The following is a 24,771-nucleotide window of genomic DNA, read 5'->3' as shown; positions in this document are numbered from 1 at the left end:
TTGGCCAAGGACGCGACACAAGCCAACAGCGCTGGCTACACTTATGTCGACCACAAGTTTGACGTGGTGGTCGTTGGCGCCGGCGGCGCCGGCCTGCGCGCCACGCTCGGCATGGCCGAACAGGGCCTGCGCACCGCCTGCATCAGCAAGGTGTTCCCGACCCGCTCGCACACGGTGGCGGCGCAAGGCGGCATTGCCGCCTCGCTGTCCAACATGGGTCCCGATTCCTGGCAGTGGCACATGTACGACACCGTCAAGGGCTCGGACTGGTTGGGCGATGTCGACGCCATGGAATATCTGGTGCGCGAAGCGCCGGCCGCGGTCTACGAGCTCGAACATTACGGCGTGCCGTTTTCGCGCACCGAAGAGGGCAAGATCTACCAGCGGCCCTTCGGCGGCCACATGATGAATTACGGCGAAGGTCCCCCGGTGCAGCGCACCTGTGCCGCCGCCGACCGCACCGGCCATGCCATCCTGCACACGCTTTACGGCCAGTCGCTGAAGAACAATGCGCAGTTCTTCATCGAGTATTTCGCGCTCGACCTGATCATGGAGCCGGACGGCACCTGCACCGGCGTTCTTGCCTGGAACCTCGATGACGGCACCATCCACCGTTTCTCCGCCAAGATGGTGGTGCTGGCGACCGGCGGCTATGGCCGCACCTATTTCTCGGCCACCTCGGCACACACCTGCACCGGCGACGGCGGCGGCATGGCAGCGCGTGCCGGCTTTCCGCTGCAGGACATGGAGTTCGTGCAATTCCACCCGACCGGCATCTATGGCGCCGGCTGCCTGATCACCGAGGGTGCGCGCGGCGAGGGCGGCTATCTCGTCAATTCCGAGGGCGAGCGCTTCATGGAGCGCTATGCGCCGTCGGCCAAGGACCTTGCCTCGCGCGACGTCGTCTCGCGCTGCATGACGCTGGAAATCCGCGAGGGCCGCGGCGTCGGCAAGAACAAGGACCACATCTTCCTACATCTCGACCATCTCGATCCCGCCGTCCTGCATGAGCGGCTGCCGGGCATTTCGGAATCGGCCAAGATCTTTGCCGGTGTCGACCTGACCAAGGAGCCGATCCCGGTGCTGCCGACGGTGCATTACAATATGGGCGGCGTGCCGACCAATTACTGGGGCGAGGTGCTCAATCCGACGGCGCTCAATCCCGACCAGGTGTCGCCCGGGTTGATGGCTGTCGGCGAAGCCGGCTGTGCCTCCGTGCATGGCGCCAATCGGCTCGGTTCGAATTCGCTGATCGATCTTGTGGTGTTCGGCCGCGCGGCGGCTATCCGGGCCGGCCAGGTCATCGACCGCAAATCGGCCATCCCTTCGCCCAACGAAGCCTCGGTCGAAAAGATCATGGACCGCTTCGACCGGCTCCGCCACGCCAATGGCTCGACGCCGACGGCGGTGCTGCGCGAGAAGATGCAGAAGGCGATGCAGGAAGACGCGGCCGTATTCCGCACGCAGGAGTCCCTCGAAAGCGGCTGCAAGCGGGTTTCGCAGATCTGGGGCGAGTTGAAGGACATCAAAGTGTCCGACCGCTCGATGATCTGGAACTCCGATCTGGTCGAGACGCTGGAGCTGGAAAACCTGATGGCCAATGCCATCACCACGGTCTACAGCGCCGAGGCGCGCAAGGAGAGCCGTGGCGCGCACGCACGCGAGGACTTTTCGGCGCGCGACGACGCGGTCTGGCGCAAGCATACGCTGGCCAGGCTGAGCGAAGACGGCAAGGTGACGCTCTCCTACCGGCCGGTGCACACCGAGCCGCAGCTGGCTGAAAAGGACGGCGGCATCAGCCTCGCCAAGATCGCGCCCAAGGCCAGAGTGTATTGAGGATCGAACATGGTTGAACTCACGCTCCCGAAGAATTCGCAGATCAAGCCGGGGAAGACCTGGCCGAAGCCGGAGGGCGCCACCAATCTGCGGGAATACCGCATCTACCGCTGGTCGCCGGACGATGACGAGAACCCGCGCATCGACACCTATTTCGTCGACATGGACGATTGCGGGCCGATGGTGCTCGACGCGCTGCTGTGGATCAAGAACAAGATCGACCCGACACTGACCTTGCGGCGTTCCTGCCGCGAAGGCATTTGCGGCTCCTGCGCCATGAACATCGACGGCTCCAACACGCTCGCCTGCACCAAGGGCTGCGACGACATTTCCGGCGCGGTAAAAGTCTACCCGCTGCCGCATATGCAGGTGGTCAAGGATCTTGTGCCGGACCTCACCAATTTCTACGCCCAGCATGCCTCGATCCAGCCCTGGCTGAAGACGGTGTCGCCGGAGCCGGCCAAGGAGTGGCTGCAGAGCCACGAGGACCGCGAGAAGCTCGACGGGCTATACGAATGCATATTGTGCGCCTGCTGCTCGACCTCGTGCCCGAGCTATTGGTGGAACGGCGACCGCTATCTCGGCCCGGCAACGCTCTTGCAGGCCTATCGCTGGCTGATCGATAGCCGCGACGAGGCCACCGGCGAGCGGCTCGACAACCTCGAAGATCCGTTCCGGCTCTATCGCTGCCACACCATCATGAACTGCGCGCAGACCTGCCCCAAGGGCCTCAACCCGGCCAAGGCGATCGCCGAGATCAAGAAGATGATGGTTGAGAGAAGGGTTTAGGCTGGCGGTCGGTTGCTGGCGAAAGCAAATCCAATGAGCGATGATCTTCCCATCCTTTCCCTGGTAGAAGCCCGTGTGCTCGGCTGCCTGATCGAGAAGAAGGAGCTGACGCCGGATGTCTATCCGCTCACGCTGAATTCAGCACTGGCCGCCGCCAACCAGAAGACGGCGCGTGAGCCGGTAATGGCGCTGGAGCAGACCGAGGTGCACCGGGGCCTGAAGCTGCTCGAACAAAAGGGGCTGGTGAGGCAGATGTTCGGTTCGCGTGTCGAGCGCTACGAGCACCAGATGGCGCAGCGCTTCTCGCTGACCACGCCGCAGACCGCTTTGATCGGCTTGCTGTTGCTGCGTGGGCCGCAGACCGCCCATGAATTGTCGGCGCGGGGCGAGCGCATGGCGCGGTTCTCATCGATCGAAGATCTGCGCGCCGAACTCGACATGCTGATCGGACGTCGGCCGCCACTCATCCAGGAAATCCCGCGAGGACCGGGCCAGCGCGAGGACCGCTACGTGCATCTGCTGAGCGGCCCGATGGACGTTGCAGCCCTTTCGGCGCAGCGGAGTGCATCGGCCCTGCCTGCTTCCGACCTGGAAGCCCGGCTAGACGCACTGGAGCAGGAAGTCGCCGCACTTCGCGCCCGGCTGGACGCGCTGGGAGCATAGGTCCCGGCGCGCGCCTGGGCGTTCGCGCCGGGTCTTCACACTGGATGCAGCGTTTTCAGCCGAGCCTGGCGTCGAGCGATACGTTTATGGCGCCGAGCGCCTTCGAGACCGGGCATCCGGCCTTGGCCTTCTCGGCCAACTCCCCAAATTTCGCCGCATCGACGCCCGGCACCTTGCCGACCACGGTGAGGGCGCTGCCGGTGATCCCCGTGCCGGGAACCAGCGTCACCACGGCTTTGGCGTCGAGTTCGGCGGCGGGGGTGCCGTTCTCGGCCAGGAAATGCGAAAACTGCATGGCAAAGCAGCCGGCGTGCGCGGCGGCGATAAGTTCTTCCGGATTGGTGCCGGATTTGCCGCTTTCGTCCTCGAAGCGTGCCTTGAACGAATAGGGCGTGCCTTTCAGGGTCCCGCTCTGGGTGTCGAGCGTGCCTGTGCCCCCTTTCAGATCGCCTTTCCAGATGGCGTTTGCGGTGCGGTCCATGAATTCCTCCTTGTTACAGCGGTGGCGCCGGCCAGGCGGCGTTCCTCCCAACTATAGCGCGGGCGCGAGGGAAGGCCACCGCGCTGTTTGCGCGCGCATGCAGCGCCGGCGGACCGCGCCGAATCTTTTTTTGAAAAAATGTGCGTGCAAAAATGTCGACTTGCATCGGCCCCGACCGTCCTGCGGGGACCACGGATTCTCGTGGCGGATGGAGGTTCGGATGAACAATCTGTTTTCTGCCCATTGGACAAGCACCGGCCGAAGGGCTGATCTAGGGGAAAGCGACCCGCTGCATGTGCCGCCCTCCGGCTTCGGCCGGCTGCTTGCGGCAGTTGCCATTATCGGCATTGCGGTCAGCCTTCTCGATCATGTTGCTGCCGGCAAGGACTCAACCGATATCGTGATCGCCTATGGTTCGTCACAGCAAAGGAGCTGGAAATGAGATATGTCTGTCTGGTCTATGGCGAGGAAAACGACCTCCATGCCATGACGCCGGAGCGTCTGGCCAAGCTCGATGCCGATTCCATGGCTCATGACCGGTCATTGGATCAGCGTGGGATGCTGATCGTCGCACAGGCGCTCCAATCGGTGAAGACGTCGAAGACGCTACGGCGACGCCAGGGCAAGCGGCTGATCACCGACGGCCCGTTCGCCGAAACCAAGGAGCAGTTGCTCGGCTTCGTCATGATCGAGGCCGACAATCTCGACCAGGCGCTGGAGATCGCCGGCGAGATCCCGCTGGCCGAAATAGGCACCATCGAGGTGCGGGCGATCTACGATGTGCCGGGGTCATAGCCCGCCATGTGCTACAGCCACGCGGAAACCAAGACATTCGACTGAACGATCGTCCTGGTTCATTTCGTGCGCAACTTTTGCGTGTTGAAGCAAGGCGAGAGTTCTCCTATCGTCGCCGGGGTTCTTGGGGATTTCGACATGCCTTTCCTGATTGCTCTCCTTGGCGTGATGGGCGCGGCGGCGTTCTGGTGGTATCGGATGAAGGCAATGAACGACGCGGCTCGTGAGGTTGCGGACGTTGTCGGGCGCGTACAGGGCAACATCCGCCGCAAGAAGCTGCGCAAGCAGGCGGCGCTGTCGCCGCTGACGGCGATCGATGATCCGGTCGTAGCGGCGGCTACGCTGATCACGTCAATCGTCTCCGAGGATGGGCCCATCCTGCCGCAGCGCGAGGCCGTCATCCGCGCGGTGATTTCCGAGATCGCCGACAAGAAGAAAACGGACGAAGCGGTGGTCTACGCCAAATGGGCGGCGTCACAGATCGACGACACCACAATCGTCATCGACAAGCTGGCGCCGTTCCTGCGCGAGCGTCTGGATGTCGCCGAGCGAAACGATCTGCTGCAGATGGTCAACCGCGCCGCCCAGGGCGGCGAGAAACGCCTCGAAATATCCGACCAGAGGATATTGCGGCTGCGGCAAAAGCTGGGTTTTGAGGTCAATTGATCGCATACCTTGGCGATTGGCGGAAACGCCCATCGCTTTCGTCATCCTGGGGCGGAGCAAGGAGCGAAGCGACGCGGCGCAGACCCCGGGATCCATGCCGCGACTCAAACGCGTCACCACGGTGCAGAATTCTGCTCCGCTGCATTCTTCAGCCAAGGTCGCGGGATGGATCCTTGGGTCTTCGCTCCGCTTCGCGTCGCTACGCTCAAGGATGACGACGTTGGGGATGCTGGCGGCGGGTCAAATCGCCTCGCCCTTCAACAGTCTTGGCGTGCCGGCGGACAGTCCCGACGCCTGGCGGATGAAGAATTCCTTCAGGCGCGGCATGCGTTCGACGAGGCCGAGGCCGATGTCGCGGACGGTGCGCAGCGGGCCGATATCGTTGGAAAACAGCCGGTTCAGCGCGTCGGTGGTGACACCCATCTGCACCGTGTCGAAGCGGCGCCACTGCTGGTAGCGCTCGAGCACGTCGAGCGCTCCGATATCCTGGCCGAGCCGGTCGGCCTCGACGATCACCTCGGCAAGGGCTGCGACATCCTTGAAGCCGAGATTGAGGCCCTGGCCGGCGATCGGGTGGATGCCGTGGGCGGCATCGCCGGCGAGCGCGATGCGGGGTGCGACGAAGGCACGCGCAATGGTCAAGCCGAGCGGCCAGGCGCGCGGCTTGTCGGCGGCGCGGATCTCGCCAAGCTTCAGGCCAAAGCGCTGTTCGAGTTCGTGTTCGAAGAGGAGATCGTCACCGGCCACCAGCTTCTCGGCGTCGGGCGTACGTTCGACCCAGACGATCGACGAGCGGTTGGTGCCGTCCTCGCCGGGCTTGAGCGGCAATGTGGCGAAGGGGCCAGCCGGCAGGAAATGCTCTTCGGCGCGACCATTGTGCGGGCGTTCATGCGCCACCGTGCAGACGATGCCGGACTGGCCATATTCCCACTTCACCGTCTTGATGCCGGCCATGTCGCGCAGCTTCGAGTTGACGCCGTCGGCGGCGACCAGCAGCCGGGCCTTCAGCGTCGCGCCGTCGGCGAGATGCACGGTGATACCGGCGCCGTTGGTCTCGAACCCCTGCACGGCGACGCCTTCGATGATGTCGATGCCGAGTTTTTCGGCACGGGCCCGCAAGGCGCCGTTCAGCACCCTGTTGGCGACCATATGCGCAAAAGGCTCGCCCGGCGCCACTTCGCCGTCGAAGGTCAGGAAGGCCGGACGCACCGGATCGGCGGTGCGCGAATCGGTGATGATCATCTCGGTGATCGCCTGCGCCTGGGGCACGATCTCGGCCCACACGCCGAGCTGGTCGAGCATGCGGCAGGCGGCGGCGGCAATGGCCGAGGCGCGGCCATCCCTTTGCCAGGCGCCAGCAGGTGCGGCATCGACGAGAGCGATGGCGAGACCCGGTCGCGCCTGCTTCAGCGATACGGCGGCGGCCAGGCCGACATAGCCGGCGCCGGCGACCAGGACATCGAGCCCAGATCTTGTTTTCGCGTTTGCCCCGGTTTTCGTGTCCGCCTTGCGTTCCATCATCTTCGCTCCTGCGCGCCGCCGGGTCCTGCACCCTTGACTGCCTGTCCGTCCTGTCGGAAACCGCCATAACACTTCTGCGGTGAGGGCGCGAAATATGACGGCAGCTATGGACGAGCTTCTCGGCATTCTCGACCTCGAGAAGCTGGAACACAATCTGTATCGTGGTCGCAGCCCGCTGCTCGACTGGCAGCGCGTGTTCGGCGGCCAGACCATCGCCCAGGCGCTCGTGGCGGCGCAGCGGACAGTGGATCCCGATCGGTACGTGCATTCGCTGCACGGCTATTTCATGCGGCCCGGCGACACCAAGGTGCCGATCGTCTACGAGGTCGACCGTATTCGCGACGGCGGCTCCTTCACCACGCGGCGCGTGGTGGCGGTCCAGCACGGCCAGGCGATCTTTTCGCTCGAAGCCTCGTTCCAGCAGGACGAGGTCGGTCTCGAGCACCAGGTGCCGATGCCGCAGGACGTTCCGGGGCCGGACACATTGCTGTCGCAACGCGAATTGCTGGGCAAATTCGGCGAGGCGGTGCCCGATGGCATCAAACGCTACTGGGAGCGCGACCGGCCGATCGAGATGAAACCGGTGATGCTGAAGCATTACACCAGCCGCGAAAAGCTGGAGCCGAAGCAGAATATCTGGATCCGCACCACCGGTCCGGTGCCGGCGGACCGCGCCATCCAGGCGGCGGTGCTCGCCTATCTCTCCGACATGACGCTGCTCGACACATCGACCTTCGCGCATGGCCGCGCCATTTTCGATCGCGATATCCAGGCGGCGAGCCTCGACCACGCCATGTGGTTTCATCGCAGCCATGCGCTCGACGACTGGATGCTCTATACGCAGGACAGCCCGTCGACACAGGGGTCGCGCGGCTTTACACGCGGGTCGCTATTTGCCCGCGACGGCACGCTGATCGCCTCGGTTGCGCAGGAAGGGCTGATCCGGCTTAAGCGACCGCCTGCAGAGTAGGCATTTTCCAAAAATTGCCTAACTTTTAAGCAGATGCACCGCCGCAGCTGTGGGCAGGTTGCGTCGGTGCGCTCCCGAAACTGTTTGCTTACAATGGGTTAACACCCTGCTTCGGCACTTGGCACGGAGCTTGAATCCTTGTGGGCACTCTCCGGCTCTTTGGGATCGGTGAAGGTGTGCAAACGCGGGGGACCGCAACAGCAAAGGGTGAAACCTTATGAAAATCGTGATGGCAATCATCAAGCCGTTCAAGCTCGACGAGGTACGCGAAGCGCTTACCGCCGTCGGCATCCAGGGCCTGACCGTCACCGAAGTCAAAGGCTACGGGCGTCAGAAAGGGCATACGGAGATCTATCGCGGGGCGGAATACGCGGTCAGCTTCCTGCCGAAGATCAAGATCGAAGTCGCGGTCAGCGCCGACATGGTCGACAAGGCCGTCGAAGCCATCACCGCCGCCGCCAAGACCGGCCAGATCGGCGACGGCAAGATCTTCGTTTTCGGCATCGATCAGGCGGTGCGCATCCGCACCGGCGAAACAGACACCGACGCGCTCTGAGCGGCGATCACGTATTCCAATGGAGAGTTCAATGAATATTCCTTCCACCTTGAAGTCAGTGGCGCGCTCCGCGCTGCTGGGCTCGTTCGCACTCGGAGCATTGGGCACGGTCGCCGCATTCGCGCAGGAAGCGGCTCCCGCCGCGGCTGCAGCAGCGCCAGCTTTCACCGTCGACAAGGGCGACACCACGTGGATGATGATTTCCACCGTTCTGGTGCTGTTGATGACGGTTCCCGGCCTTGCGCTTTTCTACGGCGGCCTGGTTCGCAGCAAGAACATGCTGTCGGTGCTGATGCAGGTCTTCACCATCACCAGCGTGGTCATGATCATCTGGGTTTTCTACGGCTACAGCCTCGCCTTCACCCCGGGCAACGCCTTCGTCGGCGGCCTTTCCAAGATGTTTCTCTCCGGCGTCGATGTGACGACCCTGTCGGAAACCTTTACCAAGGGTGTCGCCATTCCTGAACTGGTGTTCGTCGTCTTCCAGATGACCTTCGCCTGCATCACGCCGGCCCTGATCGTCGGCGCCTTCGCCGAACGCGTCAAATTCTCCGCTTTGATCCTTTTCGTGATCCTGTGGGTCACTTTCATCTACTTCCCGATCGCTCATATGGTCTGGTTCTGGGGCGGCCCGAGCGCTTATAGCGATCCGACCGGCCTCATCTTCAGCTTCGGCGCCATCGACTTCGCCGGCGGCACGGTCGTTCACATCAATGCGGGCATTGCCGGCCTCGTCGGCGCGCTCATGATCGGCAAGCGCAGCGGCTACAAGAAGGATCTCATGGCGCCGCACTCGATGACGCTGACCATGGTCGGTGCTTCGCTGCTGTGGGTCGGCTGGTTTGGCTTCAACGCCGGTTCGAACCTTGAAGCGAACGCCTATGCGGTGCTGGCCATGATCAATACCTTCGTCGCCACGGCGGCGGCGGCGGTGACCTGGATCGTGCTTGAATCGCTGCTGCGCGGCAAAGCCTCCATGCTTGGTGCTGTTTCGGGTGCGGTGACCGGCCTCGTCGCCGTCACGCCTGCTGCCGGCTTTGCCGGCCCGATGGGCGCCATCGTGCTCGGCATCGTCGCCACCTTCGTCTGCTACTTCTTCGTCTCGGTGGTGAAGAACGCGTTCGACTACGACGACAGCCTTGATGTCTTCGGCGTCCACTGCATCGGCGGCATCATCGGCGCGCTCGGCACAGGCATCCTGGTCAATCCTGCCCTCGGTGGCGCCGGCATTGTCGACTATTCGACGGCCAACTTTGCTGCCGGCTATGCCGGCACGGCCACACAACTCCTGGCGCAGGCCAAGGGTGTCCTGGTGACCTTGCTGTGGTCGGGTATCGGCAGCGCCATCCTCTACAAGATCGTCGACCTGATCATCGGCCTGCGTCCGACAGCCGACGCAGAGCGCGAAGGCCTCGACCTCACCTCGCATGGCGAAGCGGCCTATCACTCGTAAGCCCTGTGCGAGGCGGCCTCGGCCGCCCCGCATTCTCCCATCCCGTCGTGACGCTCCCGAAAGGAGTTCACGCATTGAGGCCCGGATCATGTCCGGGCCTCTTTTTTTGGCAAGCCGTTCCGGCAATGCCCGGCTTCACGCAATCACGTTCGGGTGATCAGGTTTTTTGAGGAAACAACGACCGCTCTGGTTCCGAACAGTGGAGGCGATCGTCGTTCTGACGCTCGTGCCAACAACAGGGAAGGAAACCATCTCATGAACCTCAAGAACATCTGCCTCGGAGCGCTTGCTCTTTCCATGATCGGCGGCGTGGCTTTTGCCGGTGCTCTGGATGAGCCCGACAACATGGCGCCGTTCTTCACGGACTCCGGCATGAAAACCATGAAGCCGATGGCGGATTTCAAGACAGCCTTCATGGCCATGCCGATGGAAAAGCAGGAAGCGATGAAGAAGGAATGCCAGGATGCGGCGATGAGCAAGCCGCATGCGGAATTCTGCGCCAATGTGCAGGCGCTCGGCGGCGCCAACTGATTTGCCGCGATCGGGCCGAGACCCGATCTTTGTTCCAGACGACCAATGGCGGGCTGCCAGCCCGCCATTGTGTCGTTCGATGGAAGCTCCATCGGCCCGTCGTCCATCATTGCCTCATACGGCTCAACCGGCGGTAACGAGGTTTGATCATCTCAACCTCTTATAGTTAATGCGCTCTTAACCTTCCCACCGATAGTCTGAGACCCGAATCTGCCGGAATGCGCCACGCACCCGGCGAGTCCACGACAGACGGGGAAGAGCATGCGTTCAGGGGCTTCAGCACCGCTCGCGCTGGCCGATACGGGGCACGGCATCCAGGCGTTCGCACGGCGTCAGGTCGGGCGGCTGGTCGGCGTCGGCCTGTTCGCGCTGGCCGCCTTTGGCGTTGCCAGCCTTGCCACCTGGAATGTCGCCGATCCGAGTTTTTCCCACGCGACGAACAACACCGTCACCAATGCCATGGGCTATGCGGGTGCCGTGTTCTCCGACCTGGCCATGCAGTTCTTCGGCCTCGCCGCCGTCGCCGCCTTGGTTCCGACGGTCATCTGGGGATTCCTGCTGTTTTCCGCACGCGGCGTCGACAGGCTGCCCAAGCGCGGGTTGTCCTGGTTCGGCTTCGCGCTGCTGGCCGCTGCGATGGTCGGCTGCGTCGTGCCGCCCAAGACCTGGCCGCTGCCCACCGGCCTCGGCGGCGTGTTCGGCGACATGGTGCTGAAGATCCCCGGCGTCGTCATCGGCGGCTATCCGACCGGGCTGATCGCCAGCATCATCGCCATCCTGCTGTCGGCGCCCGCACTGTGGCTCTTCGCCCATGGCTCGGCGCTGATCGGACGCAAGAACGGCTTCGCCGTGATGGAGGACGAGCCCGCCGTTGATCCGCGCGAGGACGACCTTTTGTTCGACAATGACGAGGACGAAGGCGACGAGGGCATCCTGGCGCTCGGCGCCATCACCCATTGGTGGCTGTCGCTGCGCGCGTGGATGCACCGCCGTGCCTTGCGCCGCAGGCAGGAGCGGGACGAGTACGAGCCGGAGATGGAGCAGCGCTCCACAGCCTGGCGGCGCGCCGCCGAACGGGTCGAATCGGCGGAGTTTGCCGAGCAGCGGATGAGCCAGGATGGCCGCGCCCGCGTCGAACCCGAATTCTTCGCCGCCATGGTCAATGACCGCAGCGCCTCGCTCGACCCCGACGATGCCGATATCTTCGAGGACCGCTTCGACAATGCGGACGAGGATGCCGATTTCGACGATGAACCTGTCGTGCAACGCCGCGGCGCGTCGACCGCCAAGGTGCAGCCGTTCCGCTCCGACGCAGCCACCCGCGTCGAGGCGCCGGCGGCGCGCCCCGTGCCCGGCGCCCGTGTGCAGCGCGAGGCGCAGACATCGCTGATCGGCTCGGAAAAGTTCGAAATGCCGTCGCTGCACTTCCTCTCCGAACCGAAGAACGTGGTGCGCGACGCCAGCCTGTCCAAGGACGCGTTGGAGCAGAACGCCCGCTTGCTCGAAGGCGTGCTGGAGGATTTCGGCGTCAAGGGCGAGATCATCGCCGTGCGTCCGGGTCCGGTGGTCACGCTCTATGAACTCGAACCGGCGCCCGGCATCAAATCGTCGCGGGTCATCGGCCTGTCCGACGACATCGCCCGCTCGATGAGCGCCATCGCCTGCCGCGTCGCGGTGGTGCCAGGCCGCAACGCCATCGGCATCGAACTGCCGAACGCCAAGCGCGAAACCGTCTATCTCAGAGAGATCCTGGCCAGCCGTGACTTCGAGACGACGAAGGCCAAGCTGGCGCTGGCGCTGGGCAAGACCATCAATGGCGAGGCGGTCATCGTCGACATTGCCAAGATGCCGCACGTGCTTGTCGCCGGCACCACCGGCTCGGGCAAGTCGGTCGCCATCAACACCATGATCCTGTCGCTGCTCTACCGGCTGACGCCGCAGGACTGCCGGCTGATCATGATCGATCCGAAAATGCTGGAACTCTCGGTCTATGACGGCATCCCGCATCTGCTCACGCCCGTCGTCACCGATCCGAAAAAGGCCGTGGTGGCGCTGAAATGGACCGTGCGCGAGATGGAGGACCGCTACCGCAAGATGTCCAAGGTCGGCGTGCGCAACATCGACGGCTTCAACGCCCGCGTCAGCCAGGCGGACAAGAAGGGCGAGAAGATCTCACGCACCGTGCAGACCGGCTTCGACCGCCAGACCGGCGAGGCGATCTACGAGACCGAGAACCTCGATCTCGAGCCGATGCCGTATATCGTCGTCATCATCGATGAGATGGCCGACCTGATGATGGTCGCCGGCAAGGACATCGAAGGTGCCGTGCAGCGCCTGGCGCAGATGGCGCGCGCCGCCGGCATCCATGTCATCATGGCGACGCAGCGGCCGTCGGTCGACGTCATCACCGGCACCATCAAGGCCAATTTCCCGACCCGCATCTCCTTCCAGGTGACGTCCAAGATCGACAGCCGCACCATTCTGGGTGAGCAGGGCGCCGAGCAGCTGCTCGGCATGGGCGACATGCTCTACATGGCCGGCGGCGGTCGTATCCAGCGCGTGCACGGCCCGTTCGTCGCCGATGAAGAGGTCGAGAAGATCGTCGCGCACCTGAAGCTGCAGGGCGTGCCGGAATATCTCGACGCCATCACCGAGGATGATGGCGAGGACGACGACGAGCCGTCGGGCAAGGGTGGGTCCGGTGGCGGCAACAGCAATTTCGAGGATTCCGACGATCCTTACGATCAGGCGGTCTCCGTGGTGCTGCGCGACGGCAAGGCCTCGACCAGCTATATCCAGCGCCGGCTGGGCATCGGCTACAACCGCGCCGCCTCGATCATCGAGAAGATGGAGAAGGAAGGTATCGTCGGCCCGGCCAACCATGCCGGCAAGCGAGAGATCCTGGTGCCGACCGAAGACGACAAGTTCTGACTGGAAAGCCTGACCCTTGTGACATCCCGGTCCGGCAACCTTGAACCTTTCAAGGCGTTGAAGCGACCAAGGGACGCCCGACCCGCCAAATTTCAGCCTAACTGGGGGTCCAAGCACAGAACAACTCAGGAATCAGATGAGAGTGACCGACATGAAAAACGATCTTTCAGCGCTCAGCACATTTGCTCCCTCCCGGCGTCAGTTGCTGGGCCTCGGCCTGGCGTTTGCGGGGGCGGCAGCCTTCAACGCGGTGCCCGGCTTCCAGGTGCTGGCTTCGGCGCAGGCGGCTGTGCCGGCCGCTGCGCAGAAGATCGCCGACCACTTTTCCTCGGTCAAATCGATGAGCGGCGAATTCGTGCAGTTCGGCCCCAAGGGCGAGCAGACCGGCGGCAAGTTCTTCCTTGAACGGCCAGGCAAGATCCGCTTCAACTATGACGGCTCTTCGAATTTCCGGGTGATTTCAGACGGCAAGTCGGTGGTCATCCTGAACAAGAAGCTCAACACGTCCGATCTCTATCCGTTGTCGAAGACGCCTCTGAAGCTGCTGCTCGACACCAGGATCGATCTCTCCGGCGACCGCGTCAAAAGCGTCAAGCAGGAGGATGACCTCACCACCATCCAGCTCGCCGACAAATCGGTGTTCGGCAATTCGAAGATCACCATGATGTTCGATCCGAAAACCTTCGACTTGCGGCAGTGGACGATCACCGACGCGCAGGGCAAGGATACGACGGTGATGATCTTCAACACCAAGGAAGGCGTCAGCTTCGCGCCTGATACTTTCGCCATCGACTACACGGCGAACCGCGAGCTCAACACCAACAAGGCGCGCTAACCCAGTTGTTATAGCTGTGGAAAGCACCGGGCCGCGCCTCGTCGGGCGTTGGCCGGCTTGTCTTTGCGGCCCGCGGCTGGCAATTTCCCGGACTGACTCCGTCAAAAGGCGTCTTCCCCGCCGGAACCCATCGGTTCTGGCCGGTCGCACGCTGTCCTGGATTGCCAATGCCCTTCTCCATCGCCACCTGGAACATCAACTCCGTTCGCCTGCGCATGCCGATCGTCGAGCGCCTGCTCGTCGAGCATGCGCCCGACGTGCTGTGCCTGCAGGAAACCAAGGTTCCCGACGAACTCTTTCCCGAAAAGGCTTTCCGCAAGCTCGGCTACGAGCACATCGCCTTCCATGGCCAGAAGGGCTACCACGGCGTAGCAACCGTGGCGCGGCGGCCGATCGAATTGGTCGAAAAGCGGCGCTTTTGCGAGATCGAGGATAGCCGGCACCTCTCGGTGACGTTGCGGGCCGGCGGCAAGGCGATCCTGCTGCACAATTTCTACGTCCCGGCGGGTGGCGATGAACCGGATCCCGTCATCAACAGGAAGTTCAAGCACAAGCTCGATTTCGTTGCCGAGATGAATGCCATTCGGGCAGAACATGACGAGGTGTCCGGCTCGGTGCTGGTCGGCGACCTCAACATCGCCCCGCTCGAACATGATGTCTGGTCGCACAAGCAATTGCTCAACGTGGTCAGCCACACGCCGATCGAGACGGAAAATTTCGAGGCGATGCGCCGCGCCGGCGACTGGGTCGACCTGATGCGGCTCAACGTGCCGCATGAGCAGAAGCTCTACACCTGGTGGAGCTATCGCGCGCAGGATTGGGAGCTGTCCAACCGCGGCCGCCGTCTCGACCACGTCTGGTCGTCGCCGAACCTGGTGCCCAGCTTTTCCGGCTACGAAATCCTGCGTCCGGCGCGCGGCTGGGAGCGCCCGTCGGACCATGTGCCTGTGATCGCGCGGTTCGATCTGGACTAGCCTGCTTGAAGATGCGGGGCCTGCGGCAGTCAGTCGGTAGAAGTGGAGTCGGCTGGATCCACCCACGGACGGCCCAATCGTGTCACCATCGCCGCGTACCCAACGGCACCTGCCGCCCAAAGGAAGATGCCAAGCTCTTTGACGACGTCTTCGGCGATGGCGGCCGCAGAACCAGGGGTAGGAAACAGCTCTCCGAGCTGGTCGATGGATGCTGACATCGCGAGCAGGAAGCCTGCGGCCACAAAGACGATCGTGCCGTCGAATGTCTTTCGTCGCAGCCGAAAGAACCAGAACAACCCGGCGGCGGCGTAGACAATCATCGGAACGATCTCCGGTATCCCTACAATGGGCAGCACGTCCTCATGGATCAACAACAGGTCGTCGAGGCCCAAGAACAGGGTAAGGCCGCCGAGAAACGTGCAATCCCATCGATGCGTGAGCAGGCCAGCAAACAGGGTCGCAGCGCCGGTGCCGATCCATAGCGAAGCACCCAGGGACGAAATCCACCCCGTATAGAAGCCGACTTCGGCGGCTGCAGATGGATCTCGATAAAAGATCCAGGCGTCCAGGCCACGAATTTGCGCGATGAACAGCGCGGCTAAGAGCATCGCAACATTAATCGCCGTCGCCGCCAGTACGACCAAGCGCCAGGCTATCGTCCATTCGCCGCCATGCTTGGTGCGCGACGCGTTGTTCTCTGGCATTTGTCTATTCTCATTGAGGCCTGAGAGGAACTCCATTCGAAAAGATTACGAGTGCTGACCTATGCCGAAGCCAGTGACCCGAGTACGATGGCCATTGTACCATGGCGTCGGTGTTCAGGTGAGGCCGGCCTGCAAGTGGCCGACCTGAATCCCAGTACACTTCGAAGCGCGATGAACTCAAATTCAAACGGCGCGCTTCAAGTCGTCATGCATGTCGTTGTCGCGAAATTGCTGCGCTGACAGGCCTGCGAGATACGGCAGATGGGGATGGTCGCGGTGGCGCGTCGCCAGCATCCGTTGCGCCGCTTCGATGATTGTCGACGCAGGCACATTGGCGACCAGGCCGGTCGGGCTTGCAAGACGGGATTCGATCACGTCCACGCAGTTCGAAAGCGGCCTCCAACGGGCCATGTTGGCGCCGCCACTGAGGATAACCATCGGCGTCATCACGGTTGCCATGAGATGTGCGGTACCGCCTTCGGCGCCGATGTAAAGATCGGCAAACTCGCCGAGCGCCAGCAAGATGTCGCCGATATCGACACCCTCGATCGCGGCGGAATCAACAAGCCGCAGCTTCGGTACGCGCTGAGCCAGTTCAGCCATATCGGGACCATCGCCGGGGGTTTTCACATAGAGAAGGTCCGCCCCGTCGGCGATCAGGCCGTCGGCGATCGCGGCAACCTGATCCGCCGACATGCGCTTGCTGGCGCTGCCGTGCGCCGCGATAATGATCAACGGAGCATGCTTGCCATGCGCAAGGCCCCTGGCCGCCGCTCGTGCGGCCGGGCCAGGCTCCAGCCGATGATCGAAAGGCAGCCGCTTGCCGGCAAGGCGTTCGATGAGACGGTGGTAGCGCCAGGCATTGTGCCCGGGTCGTGCTTCAGGCCTTTGGCCCAGGCGCCAGGAAAGGGCGAAAGCCGGAAAGTTTGCCTCATAGGCGATGCCGCGGCCGAGCAGTGATGCCGAGGCTTGAAGCAGCCAACGCGCCGAGATGCGGAAATCGACCACGGCCAATCGCCCCTTGCCGTTGCGGTGACCGGCGATCAGGCGCGCCAGGGGCGTCCGCACATTGATCGCATCGACCAAATGGCCGGCATGGCGATTGAGGCTATGTTCAAGGGACGACGACCGGGTGGTTCCGTAGACGATGAAACTATCGGGGAATGCCGTTCTGGCGGCGCGCAAAGCCGGAATCCGGATTAATCCGTCGCCGAACGCGTCATTGCGGGAATACAAGATAATCGTCTCGTACCGCCCTGATGGCATGGCTCGCTCCCCCCAGGAGCCTGGTGGTGATGGCGCCTGCTGTGCTGGCCGCCTTCGAGGTGCTTTAGGATTTCACCTCATGCCTGTCAACGGACCCTTGCCCCTGGATCCGGGCGTCCGGATGAACGAACCTTGGCGATTCCCGCTCCGGCCGCAGTGCGCCACGATCAGGTCATCGCGGCCAATGTCGTTGAAAAGCGCTGCCGCGCTTCCGCCTTTGGCCGCGACACAACAGCTTCGCAGGCGGGCAGCCTTCAGCCAGAGAAGCGCGGCGCCAGTTCCTCGATGCGGCGGATCATCGCCTGAAATTCCTCCGAGATGCGCTGGTGGAGCTTGACCGCGATCTCGGGATATTCCTCCAGGATGCGGCGGAACATCTTGCGGCTGAGCCGCATCACTTCGGAATCGATCTCGGCCGAGGCGCTGGTCAACCGGTTGGTGTCGGCGATCAACGCCAGTTCGCTCAGGATTGTGCCGGGGCCTGCCGTGCCAATTGGGATGCGTTCACCACCTTGCTCCCGGTACAGCACGATGCGCCCACTGACGACGATATAGGCGGAATCGGCCTCGTCGTCCTCCCGATAAAGCTTGTGGTTGGCAATCAGCCTGGTGTTCTCGGCGCCAAAGGCGAGCAGGCGCAATTGTTCCTGCGTGAAGCCCTCGAAGAGCCTCACGGCGGACAGGACGCGGATGTCGTCATCCAGCGCCATCTAGCTATGTCCCCGAACCGACAGTCCGACTCCTCCTCTGCGAGTTCGATCCAAACCACCCTCCAACTGGATCGTACCCGAAAGCGGCCCCGCCCGACCGCTCGTTGGATAATGAAATGTTTAAGGAACCAGCTTGTAGCCGCCGCTTTCTGTCACAAGAATTTCCGCATTGGAAGGATCGCGCTCGATCTTCTGGCGCAGCCGGTAGACATGGGTTTCCAGCGTGTGCGTGGTGACGCCGGAATTGTAACCCCACACCTCCTCGAGCAGCACGTCGCGCGTCACCACCTTCTGGTCGGCGCGATAGAGATATTTGATTATCGAGGCCTCCTTCTCCGTCAGCCGCACCTTCCCGCCGCGCGGGTCGAGCAGCAGTTTCTGGCTGGGCTTGAAAGTATAGGGCCCGACCGAGAAGGTGGCGTCCTCGCTCTGCTCATGCTGGCGCAGCTGCGCCCGAATGCGCGCCAGCAGCACGGCGAAGCGGAACGGCTTCGTCACATAGTCGTTGGCGCCGGCCTCGAGACCAAGAATCGTATCCGAATCGGTGTCGTGACCGGTCAGCATGATGATGGGCGCCTTGTAACCGCCCTTGCGCAGGATCTTCACCGCTTCGCGGCCATCCATGTCGGGCAGCCCGACATCCATGATGAGCAGATCGATGAGGCCGCCGCGCGCTGCGGCGACACCTTTTGCCGCAGTCGATTCCTGCAGCACGTCGAATTCCTCGTAAAGGGATAATTGCTCGACCAGTGTGCCGCGCAGGTCATCATCATCGTCGACGATCAGTATGGTGCGTGAAGTCATGGATCAATCCGTTGTTTTGAAAAGAAAATTCAGTTGACCGCTGCCTGTTTATGCGGAAGCTGACCGGCGCAACAGCCGTTCACAGTGATTTGTTCCGTGGCACGATCATACAAGAAAAAACACGATCGCAATGCAGCCGGCGCAATTTTGCGAAAAGGGCTGCGTGTGCTGACCGTGCGGGCCAGGCCTGGGCATCCAAGCCAGGGCCTGCTGCAGGCCGGGAAAACGGTGTTTGCCTGTGCGTTGGGGCGCGGTGGCATCTCGGCCGGCAAGCGCGAAGGTGATGGCGCCACGCCGCTGGCCGCGATGCGGATACTGTCGGGGTATTTCCGGGGAGATCAGTTCTCCAGCGGCCGCAGGACCCGTCTGGCGATGACGCCGATCGGGCCCGATCTGGGCTGGTGCGAAGTGCCTGACGACCGCAACTACAACAGGCCCGTCAAGATACCCTATGGCGCCAGCCACGAACGCATGCGGCGCGACGACCGGCTCTACGACGCCTGTCTTGTGCTCGACTGGAACCTGTCGCCGCGCCGGCGCGGGCGCGGCAGCGCCATCTTCTTCCATCTGGCGCGCCCCGGCTTCACGCCGACGCAAGGCTGTGTGGCTGTCACGGCTCGTACGATGGCGCGACTGCTGCCACTGCTGTCGGATCGGACGGTGGTGAGGGTGGTAAGATAGTAGGGGAGTAGGGGAGTAGGGGAGTAGGGGAGTAGGGGAGTAGGGGAGTAGGGGAGTAGGGGAGTAGGGGAGTAGGGACAGTCCCGGCGCAGCCTTAATTTTCCTATTCCCCTATTCCCCTATTCCCCTACGACCAGGTTTCTGCCAACCGATGTCGAGCAGGCCCAGCCGGCCAAGTTCTCTGTCCATTGCGCGAGCGACGTCACGGCGCTCGCCGCCGATATCGCGCAGTTGGCGATCGGAGAGATCCTCGACGTCCTGGTAGGCAATGTCGCGGCGGGCGAGGCGTATCGCGACCCGGGCGTGGCGCAGCCAGTCGAGGGTTTCGGCCAGCCAGGCCGGGCGGGGTGTCGATGAATTCAAAACGATGATGGACATGGTTATGATCCGTTGTCTCCGGATATCAAATCCGGCTTGATGATGTGTCGATGATGGGATCATGCCAGATTGAAATCCCTGCGAGAAACGAGTAGTTTTCTCTGGATCATCAAGTTTTATTTGAGGATAGGATGGCTCGTCTTCTGCCCGGGACTCGTGCCTTGAGGACGCTGGAAGCAGCGGCCCGGCACCTCAATTTCACCCGCGCCGCCGACGAGCTCGGCCTGACACCGGCCGCCGTCAGCCATCAGATCAAGGAAATCGAGGATCAACTCGGGCTGGTGCTGTTCACACGCACCAGCCGCACCATCCGGCTCACCGAGGCGGGGACGGTGCTGTTCGACGCCTCGGCCGACGCGCTCGACCTGCTTGGCCGGGCCGTTTCGCGGGCGCAAAAGCTGGCGCGCGGCACCGCCCTTTTGAAGGTAACGCTCGACGCGCAGTTCGCGTCAAAATGGCTGATGCGACGCGTCGACGATTTTCGCAAGCATCACCCCGATATCGAATTGCGATTCGACATTGCCTATGAAGTGCGGGATTTCGAACTCGATGACATCGACGTCGGCATCCGTTTCGGCGCCGGCAAATATCCGGGTCTTCGCACCCACCGGCTGTTCGACAACATCCTCATTCCGGTGTGCAGCCCGAGCCTCTTGACGTCCGGTCCGCCGCTGCGTGAGCCGCGCGACCTCTTCAATCACACGCTTGCGCATATCGAATGGTCGCGGCAAGGCGTGACATGGCCCAACTGGCGGATGTGGATGGCGGCGGCCGGCATCAATGATTTCGACGACAGCCGGACCGTCGTCTTCGGAAACTCCACGGATGCCGTCCAGGCAGCGCTCGACGGCAATGCCGTTGCGCTCGCCGATTTCGCCATGGTGGCGAACGACCTTTCCCTGGGCAGGCTGGTGCAGCCTTTCGAACTCGGCCTGCGGGTGGCGCCCGAGTTCGCCTACTTCCTGGTCTATCCCGAAAATACCGGCGACGATCCGCGCATCGTCGCCTTTCGCGAATGGATGCTCGAGGAAGTCGCCAAGACGCGGACCACGGACAAAGGGCAGTAGGGCAGTAGGGCAGTAGGGCAGTAGGGCAGTAGGGCAGTAGGGCAGTAGGGCAGTAGGGATTGCAGCAGTCGGTGCCGTTTGCCCCTATTCCCCTACTGCCTTACTGCCCTACTCCCTTCTTGATCAGCTTGCCGCCGCGCCGAACCAGCCGATCACGGCGCCGATGATCAGCAGCACGCCGAGCCAGTGGCCGCCGTCGATGAGGGTCAGGTCCCAGCCGAAATTCTCGTAGCGATGGTTGACCGAGAGCGTCGTGGCGACGAAACCCAGCCAGAGCACAAAGCCAAAGACTAGTCCGGCGATCCATGTCGGCTCGCCGCCGGTCATCGCGCCGACGACCAGGGCCAATATGGTGGCCATGACCAGTTCGGCGATGAAGCTGATGACGAAGGGCAGCGGCGATTTTTTCATCGTCGCCGGATCGAGCTTGGCGGCCTTCAGCCACGCCTTGCTCAGGCCCATGTACCAGGCGGCGCCGAACAGCCACGCGGCGATCGCGGCAGCGACCACCGCCAGCCAGTTCACTGCTGAAAAATCCATGAGCTTCCCCCTCCAGATGCGAACTTGATGGAACGCCTGTTCGGCGTTGGCGTCAAGCAAACCGCCAGACAGTAGTATGCTTGACGAGCGCATCCTCCAGTGCCCGCGTGACGGCCACCTCATACACAGAAAGCGGCTCCAGCCCTGCCTTCGGCAGATACGACCGTCCGGGATCGCCGACGAGGATCTCGGCGCCGCGGGCCTTCAGCGTTGCGAACCATGGCATCAGCCGGTCCGCGAAAGATTTGTCGTAGAAAACATCACCGGCCAGGATCACGTCCCAACCTGCATCGGTGCCGATGCAATCCGTGCCGAGGAATTCGGTCCCGACACCGTTGATCTCGCTGTTGAGCCGGATCGCGGTGGCACAGAACGGATCGATGTCGGTTGCGATCACCTTGGCGGCACCTGCCTTGGCGGCAGCGATGGCGACAAGGCCGGAGCCGGAAGCGAAGTCGAGCACGCGCTTGCCCCGCACCGTGCCGGGATTGTCCAGGACATGGCGGGCAAGGCCCTGGCCGCCGGCCCAGGCAAAGGCCCAGAAAGGCGGTGGCAGGCCGATCTCGACCAGCTCATCCTCGGTCCGCTGCCACAAATCATGCGCTTCGTCGGCAAGATGAAGCAGGATCTCCGGCACGTGCGGCGGCGCCATCAGCGCCGTGTTGTCGAGAATGAATTGCCTCGCGCTGTTGGGCGTCAGCGCCGTCACGGAGCCGGCGTCAAGCCGCCCATGCGGCAGACTTCCTTCCACTCGGCCGGCGTCACCGGCTGCACGGAAAGCCGGCCGAGCCGCACCAGCGCCATGTCGGCAAGCTTCGGATTGGCCTTGACCTGTTCCAGCGTCGGCGGGTTCGGCACATCCCTTACGGCGCGGAGGTCGACGCATTCCCAGCGCGGATCGTCCGAGGTGGTGTCGGGATGGGCAAGCGCGCAGACTTCAGCGATGCCGACGACGTTCAGCCCTTCGTTGGAATGGTAGAAGAAGCCGAGATCGCCGATCTGCATAGCCTTCATGTTGTTGCGCGCGGCGTAGTTGCGCACGCCGTCCCATTGCGTGCCGGCCTTGCCCTTGGCCTTCAGCATCTCGAAGGAGAACTTGAATGGCTCGGATTTGAACAGCCAGTAGTTCATGTCTTTCTCCTCCTTGGAGTCGCGCGGCGACCGGGATTAACTAGCCGCCGGCTTGTTGAACGTCCAGTTCCACGGGCGGATTTCGACGCTTTCGAACAGCCCGGCCTTGGCGTAGGGGTCGGCCGCCGACAGAGCCTGCGCACCTGCCAGGTCGGACGCTTCAACGACCACGAGGCTGCCATTGGGCTTGCCCTCGGCATCAAGGAACGGGCCGGCGAAGGCCAGCTTCTTGTCGCCGTTCAACCCTTCGAGAAAGGCAATATGCTCGGGCCGCGTGTCGAGGCGCACCTGCAGGCTTCCGGGCTTGTCCTTGCAAATCACAGCAAACAGCATCTTTTTTCTCCTGATCGTTCAGTCGTGGGGATCAATCGTTGGTTTCGGTCTTCAGCGGCCGAGTCATCAAGGCCGTCACAGCCTGCCGGACGGTGATGGCACCGTCCAGTATGGCGGCGACGGCGGCAATGATCGGCGCGTCGATGTTGCGCTCGGTGGCGATGCGGGCAGCGATCGCCGCCGTCGGCACGCCTTCGGCGAGCGGCAATCCGGCAAGCGGCTTGCCTTGGCCGAGCGCCAGGCCATAGGCGAAATTGCGCGACTGGGTGGACGAGCAGGTCAGCAGCAGGTCGCCGAGGCCGGAAAGCCCCATCAGCGTTTCGGGCCTGGCGCCGAAGGCAGCGCCGATGCGGCGCAATTCGACAAAGCCGCGCGTCACCATTGCGGCCTGGGCGCTGGCCCCGAGACCTGCGCCAGCGACAGCACCTGCGGCAATGGCGAAGACGTTCTTCAAGGCGCCGCCGATCTCGACGCCGATCAGGTCGTCGTTCGAATAGCAGCGCAGGTTTTCGGCGGAAAAGCGGGCGGCGAGATCGGCGGCCAATGCCTCGTCGCGGGCAGCGACCACAACGGCCGTCGGCAGGCCGCGGGCGACGTCGGTGGCGAAGCTCGGACCCGACAGAGCGGCAACCGGATTTAGCGGCAGGATTTCTTCGACGATCGCCGACAGCAAGGCGCCGGTCTCGCTTTCGATGCCCTTGGCACACAGAACCAGCGGGACACCGGCCGGCATCTGGTCCTTCGCTGCCGCCAGCGTAGTCCGCAGCGACTGGGCCGGCGTCACCGCCAGCACGCAGTCGGCACCGTCGAGCGCGGCCTGGATGTTGCTCGTCGCCACGATGCCGGGCTGGAGCGCAATGCCCGGCAGATAGCGTGGATTTTCGCCGCGGTCGATCGCGGCGACGGTCTCCGGGTCGCGCGCGTAAAGGCGGACGAAATGGCCGGCGCGCAGCATGGCCAAGGCCAAGGCAGTGCCCCAGGCCCCGCCGCCGAGCACGGCAACGCGCCAGCCGGTTGGCGCGGTGTCGTTGCCGCTTGCCAGCTCGTTCATGCCTTGGCTCCGCGCCGGCCGGAGCCGACCATCGGCGCCGAGATGCTGTCCAGCGGCCAGCGCGAGCGCGGCACGAAATCGAAGCCGTTCTCCTGCGCCATGCCGGCGCGCAGCCGCTCGATGCCGGCCCAGGCGATCATCGCCGCATTGTCGGTGCAAAGCTTCAGCGGTGGCGCAATGAAGGTGAAGCCGGTCTCGGCACAGAGCCGCTCCAGCATGATCTTGATCGTGCGGTTGGCGGCGACACCACCGGCAACGACGAGGGCCGGGTTTTTCGTGTCGGGAAATGTCTCGCGAAAGCGCGTCAGCGCGCGGGAGACACGGTCGGCCAGCGCATCGGCCACCGCTGCCTGGAACGAAGCGCAGATGTCGGCGACGTCCTGGTCGCTCAGCGGCGCAATGGCGCTCGCCGCCTGGCGCACGGCGGTCTTGAGGCCGGAGAAGGAGAAGTCGGGCTGGGCCGAGCCCTTCATCGGGCGCGGAAAGGCAAAGCGCGAGGCATTGCCGGCCTGTGCCGCCTTCTCGACATTCGGTCCGCCGGGATAGGGCAGGCCGAGCATCTTGGCCGTCTTGTCGAAGGCTTCGCCGAGCGCGTCGTCGATGGTCGTTGCCCAGCGCTGGTAGTCGCCGACGCCGCGCACGGCGACGATTTGCGTATGGCCGCCGGAGACCAGCAGCAAGAGATAGGGAAAGTCGAGCCCGTCGGTCAGCCTTGCGGTCAGCGCATGGCCTTCGAGGTGGTTGATGGCGATCAGCGGCTTGTTCGCCGCCGCGGCGATTGCCTTGGCGGTCATCAGCCCGACGATCAGCCCGCCGACCAGGCCGGGACCGGCTGTGGCGGCAATCGCGTCGATATCGGCGAGCGCCGTGCCCGAATCGGCAAGCGCCGCCTCGATGATGCCGTCCAGCGCCTCGACATGGGCACGCGCGGCGATTTCCGGCACGACGCCGCCGAACGCGGCATGCTCCTCGATCTGGCTGAGCACGATGTTGGACAGGATTTTTGGCGCGGCGTCGCCGTCGATGGCCACCACGCTGGCGGCGGTCTCGTCACAACTCGTCTCTATGCCCAGCACGCGGATCAATTCGTCGCTGTCCCTAAAGA

28 protein-coding genes are annotated in these 24,771 nt (G+C 63.4%); 15 read left to right on the top strand and 13 right to left on the bottom strand.

The window, feature by feature from the left end:
* Genes sdhA through NKJ00_RS20515 form a run of 3 tightly spaced genes read left to right on the top strand, consistent with a single transcriptional unit; the run spans position 1 to position 3,288 of the window.
* Positions 1–1,836, top strand: a complete 1,836-nt coding sequence (gene sdhA / locus NKJ00_RS20525) for a succinate dehydrogenase flavoprotein subunit (protein WP_352630947.1) — start codon at positions 1–3, stop codon at positions 1,834–1,836.
* A 9-nt stretch (positions 1,837–1,845) separates the two neighbouring features.
* Entirely contained in the window at positions 1,846–2,625 is a 780-nt protein-coding gene (locus NKJ00_RS20520) for a succinate dehydrogenase iron-sulfur subunit (RefSeq protein ID WP_013528877.1), read from the top strand.
* Between the two features lie 33 nt (positions 2,626–2,658).
* A complete protein-coding gene (locus tag NKJ00_RS20515; RefSeq protein WP_352613003.1) occupies positions 2,659–3,288 on the top strand; it encodes a YceH family protein in 630 nt (209 codons plus the stop codon).
* Between the two features lie 55 nt (positions 3,289–3,343).
* Here NKJ00_RS20515 and NKJ00_RS20510 read toward each other — a convergent pair whose 3' ends face one another.
* On the bottom strand, positions 3,344–3,769 hold the full coding sequence (locus NKJ00_RS20510; protein WP_352613001.1) for an OsmC family protein: 426 nt from the start codon (positions 3,767–3,769) through the stop codon (positions 3,344–3,346).
* 220 nt (positions 3,770–3,989) lie between these two features.
* Between NKJ00_RS20510 and NKJ00_RS20505 the strand changes: the two genes are divergently transcribed.
* From NKJ00_RS20505 to NKJ00_RS20495, 3 genes are all read left to right on the top strand, one after another.
* A complete protein-coding gene (locus NKJ00_RS20505) occupies positions 3,990–4,211 on the top strand; it encodes a hypothetical protein (RefSeq protein WP_352555132.1) in 222 nt (73 codons plus the stop codon).
* Positions 4,208–4,564 (top strand): YciI family protein, encoded by a 357-nt coding sequence (locus NKJ00_RS20500; protein ID WP_352555134.1) that lies wholly within the window; start codon positions 4,208–4,210, stop codon positions 4,562–4,564. The genes NKJ00_RS20505 and NKJ00_RS20500 overlap by 4 nt, the downstream gene beginning before the upstream one ends.
* Before the next feature lie 138 nt (positions 4,565–4,702).
* Complete coding sequence (locus tag NKJ00_RS20495) at positions 4,703–5,230, top strand: hypothetical protein (protein WP_127297690.1); 528 nt, start codon at positions 4,703–4,705, stop codon at positions 5,228–5,230.
* 240 nt (positions 5,231–5,470) lie between these two features.
* On the opposite strand, the gene NKJ00_RS20490 is transcribed toward NKJ00_RS20495, so the two are convergent.
* Positions 5,471–6,748, bottom strand: coding sequence for a ubiquinone biosynthesis hydroxylase (locus NKJ00_RS20490; RefSeq protein WP_352630945.1), 1,278 nt, complete (start codon positions 6,746–6,748; stop codon positions 5,471–5,473).
* A 97-nt stretch (positions 6,749–6,845) separates the two neighbouring features.
* Here NKJ00_RS20490 and tesB point away from each other — a divergent pair, with 97 nt between their 5' ends.
* The 7 genes from tesB to NKJ00_RS20455 all read left to right on the top strand — a co-directional run bounded on the left by tesB (position 6,846) and on the right by NKJ00_RS20455 (position 15,001).
* Entirely contained in the window at positions 6,846–7,721 is an 876-nt protein-coding gene (gene tesB / locus NKJ00_RS20485) for an acyl-CoA thioesterase II (RefSeq protein ID WP_352442082.1), read from the top strand.
* 217 nt (positions 7,722–7,938) lie between these two features.
* Entirely contained in the window at positions 7,939–8,277 is a 339-nt protein-coding gene (locus NKJ00_RS20480) for a P-II family nitrogen regulator (protein ID WP_013528889.1), read from the top strand.
* 31 nt (positions 8,278–8,308) lie between these two features.
* Entirely contained in the window at positions 8,309–9,730 is a 1,422-nt protein-coding gene (locus NKJ00_RS20475) for an ammonium transporter (protein ID WP_352630943.1), read from the top strand.
* 255 nt (positions 9,731–9,985) lie between these two features.
* Complete coding sequence (locus tag NKJ00_RS20470; RefSeq protein ID WP_013528891.1) at positions 9,986–10,261, top strand: hypothetical protein; 276 nt, start codon at positions 9,986–9,988, stop codon at positions 10,259–10,261.
* Positions 10,262–10,522: 261 nt separating this feature from the next.
* Positions 10,523–13,192 (top strand): DNA translocase FtsK, encoded by a 2,670-nt coding sequence (locus tag NKJ00_RS20465; RefSeq protein WP_352630941.1) that lies wholly within the window; start codon positions 10,523–10,525, stop codon positions 13,190–13,192.
* Positions 13,193–13,343: 151 nt separating this feature from the next.
* Positions 13,344–14,027 carry an outer-membrane lipoprotein carrier protein LolA gene (locus tag NKJ00_RS20460; RefSeq protein WP_292337420.1) on the top strand — a complete coding sequence of 228 codons (684 nt, stop codon included), beginning with the start codon at positions 13,344–13,346 and terminating at the stop codon, positions 14,025–14,027.
* Between the two features lie 167 nt (positions 14,028–14,194).
* Entirely contained in the window at positions 14,195–15,001 is an 807-nt protein-coding gene (locus NKJ00_RS20455) for an exodeoxyribonuclease III (RefSeq protein ID WP_352630938.1), read from the top strand.
* 29 nt (positions 15,002–15,030) lie between these two features.
* Here NKJ00_RS20455 and NKJ00_RS20450 read toward each other — a convergent pair whose 3' ends face one another.
* The 4 genes from NKJ00_RS20450 to NKJ00_RS20435 form a co-directional block, all read right to left on the bottom strand.
* Positions 15,031–15,705, bottom strand: a complete 675-nt coding sequence (locus tag NKJ00_RS20450) for a DUF8692 domain-containing protein (protein ID WP_352630935.1) — start codon at positions 15,703–15,705, stop codon at positions 15,031–15,033.
* A 183-nt stretch (positions 15,706–15,888) separates the two neighbouring features.
* A complete protein-coding gene (locus tag NKJ00_RS20445; RefSeq protein ID WP_352630932.1) occupies positions 15,889–16,971 on the bottom strand; it encodes a glycosyltransferase family 9 protein in 1,083 nt (360 codons plus the stop codon).
* 254 nt (positions 16,972–17,225) lie between these two features.
* The gene (locus tag NKJ00_RS20440; protein ID WP_023811239.1) at positions 17,226–17,681 is read right to left on the bottom strand and encodes a cyclic nucleotide-binding domain-containing protein; all 456 of its coding nucleotides are present in this window, start codon (positions 17,679–17,681) and stop codon (positions 17,226–17,228) included.
* A gap of 120 nt (positions 17,682–17,801) precedes the next feature.
* Entirely contained in the window at positions 17,802–18,485 is a 684-nt protein-coding gene (locus tag NKJ00_RS20435; protein ID WP_013528898.1) for a response regulator transcription factor, read from the bottom strand.
* Between the two features lie 144 nt (positions 18,486–18,629).
* Between NKJ00_RS20435 and NKJ00_RS20430 the strand changes: the two genes are divergently transcribed.
* Entirely contained in the window at positions 18,630–19,166 is a 537-nt protein-coding gene (locus tag NKJ00_RS20430; protein ID WP_196815328.1) for a L,D-transpeptidase family protein, read from the top strand.
* A 111-nt stretch (positions 19,167–19,277) separates the two neighbouring features.
* On the opposite strand, the gene NKJ00_RS20425 is transcribed toward NKJ00_RS20430, so the two are convergent.
* Positions 19,278–19,544 (bottom strand): hypothetical protein, encoded by a 267-nt coding sequence (locus NKJ00_RS20425; protein ID WP_023811237.1) that lies wholly within the window; start codon positions 19,542–19,544, stop codon positions 19,278–19,280.
* 131 nt (positions 19,545–19,675) lie between these two features.
* Between NKJ00_RS20425 and gcvA the strand changes: the two genes are divergently transcribed.
* Positions 19,676–20,611, top strand: a complete 936-nt coding sequence (gcvA, locus tag NKJ00_RS20420; RefSeq protein ID WP_023811236.1) for a transcriptional regulator GcvA — start codon at positions 19,676–19,678, stop codon at positions 20,609–20,611.
* A gap of 123 nt (positions 20,612–20,734) precedes the next feature.
* Here gcvA and NKJ00_RS20415 read toward each other — a convergent pair whose 3' ends face one another.
* Genes NKJ00_RS20415 through tsaD form a run of 6 tightly spaced genes read right to left on the bottom strand, consistent with a single transcriptional unit; the run spans position 20,735 to position 24,748 of the window.
* The gene (locus NKJ00_RS20415) at positions 20,735–21,151 is read right to left on the bottom strand and encodes a DUF1761 domain-containing protein (protein WP_352630929.1); all 417 of its coding nucleotides are present in this window, start codon (positions 21,149–21,151) and stop codon (positions 20,735–20,737) included.
* 52 nt (positions 21,152–21,203) lie between these two features.
* A complete protein-coding gene (locus NKJ00_RS20410; protein ID WP_352555167.1) occupies positions 21,204–21,860 on the bottom strand; it encodes a class I SAM-dependent methyltransferase in 657 nt (218 codons plus the stop codon).
* On the bottom strand, positions 21,857–22,282 hold the full coding sequence (locus NKJ00_RS20405) for an EVE domain-containing protein (protein WP_352555149.1): 426 nt from the start codon (positions 22,280–22,282) through the stop codon (positions 21,857–21,859). Before NKJ00_RS20405 ends, NKJ00_RS20410 begins: the two co-directional genes overlap by 4 nt.
* 36 nt (positions 22,283–22,318) lie before the next feature.
* On the bottom strand, positions 22,319–22,615 hold the full coding sequence (locus tag NKJ00_RS20400) for a YciI-like protein (RefSeq protein ID WP_127269714.1): 297 nt from the start codon (positions 22,613–22,615) through the stop codon (positions 22,319–22,321).
* Between the two features lie 31 nt (positions 22,616–22,646).
* On the bottom strand, positions 22,647–23,666 hold the full coding sequence (locus tag NKJ00_RS20395) for an NAD(P)H-dependent glycerol-3-phosphate dehydrogenase (protein WP_352555151.1): 1,020 nt from the start codon (positions 23,664–23,666) through the stop codon (positions 22,647–22,649).
* Entirely contained in the window at positions 23,663–24,748 is a 1,086-nt protein-coding gene (tsaD, locus tag NKJ00_RS20390) for a tRNA (adenosine(37)-N6)-threonylcarbamoyltransferase complex transferase subunit TsaD (protein ID WP_352630985.1), read from the bottom strand. The genes NKJ00_RS20395 and tsaD overlap by 4 nt, the downstream gene beginning before the upstream one ends.
* Between the last annotated feature and the right edge of the window lie 23 nt (positions 24,749–24,771).

This window comes from Mesorhizobium sp. M0227 (assembly GCF_040321855.1).
GTDB lineage: Bacteria > Pseudomonadota > Alphaproteobacteria > Rhizobiales > Rhizobiaceae > Mesorhizobium.
This window is presented reverse-complemented; position numbering and strand designations above follow the sequence as displayed.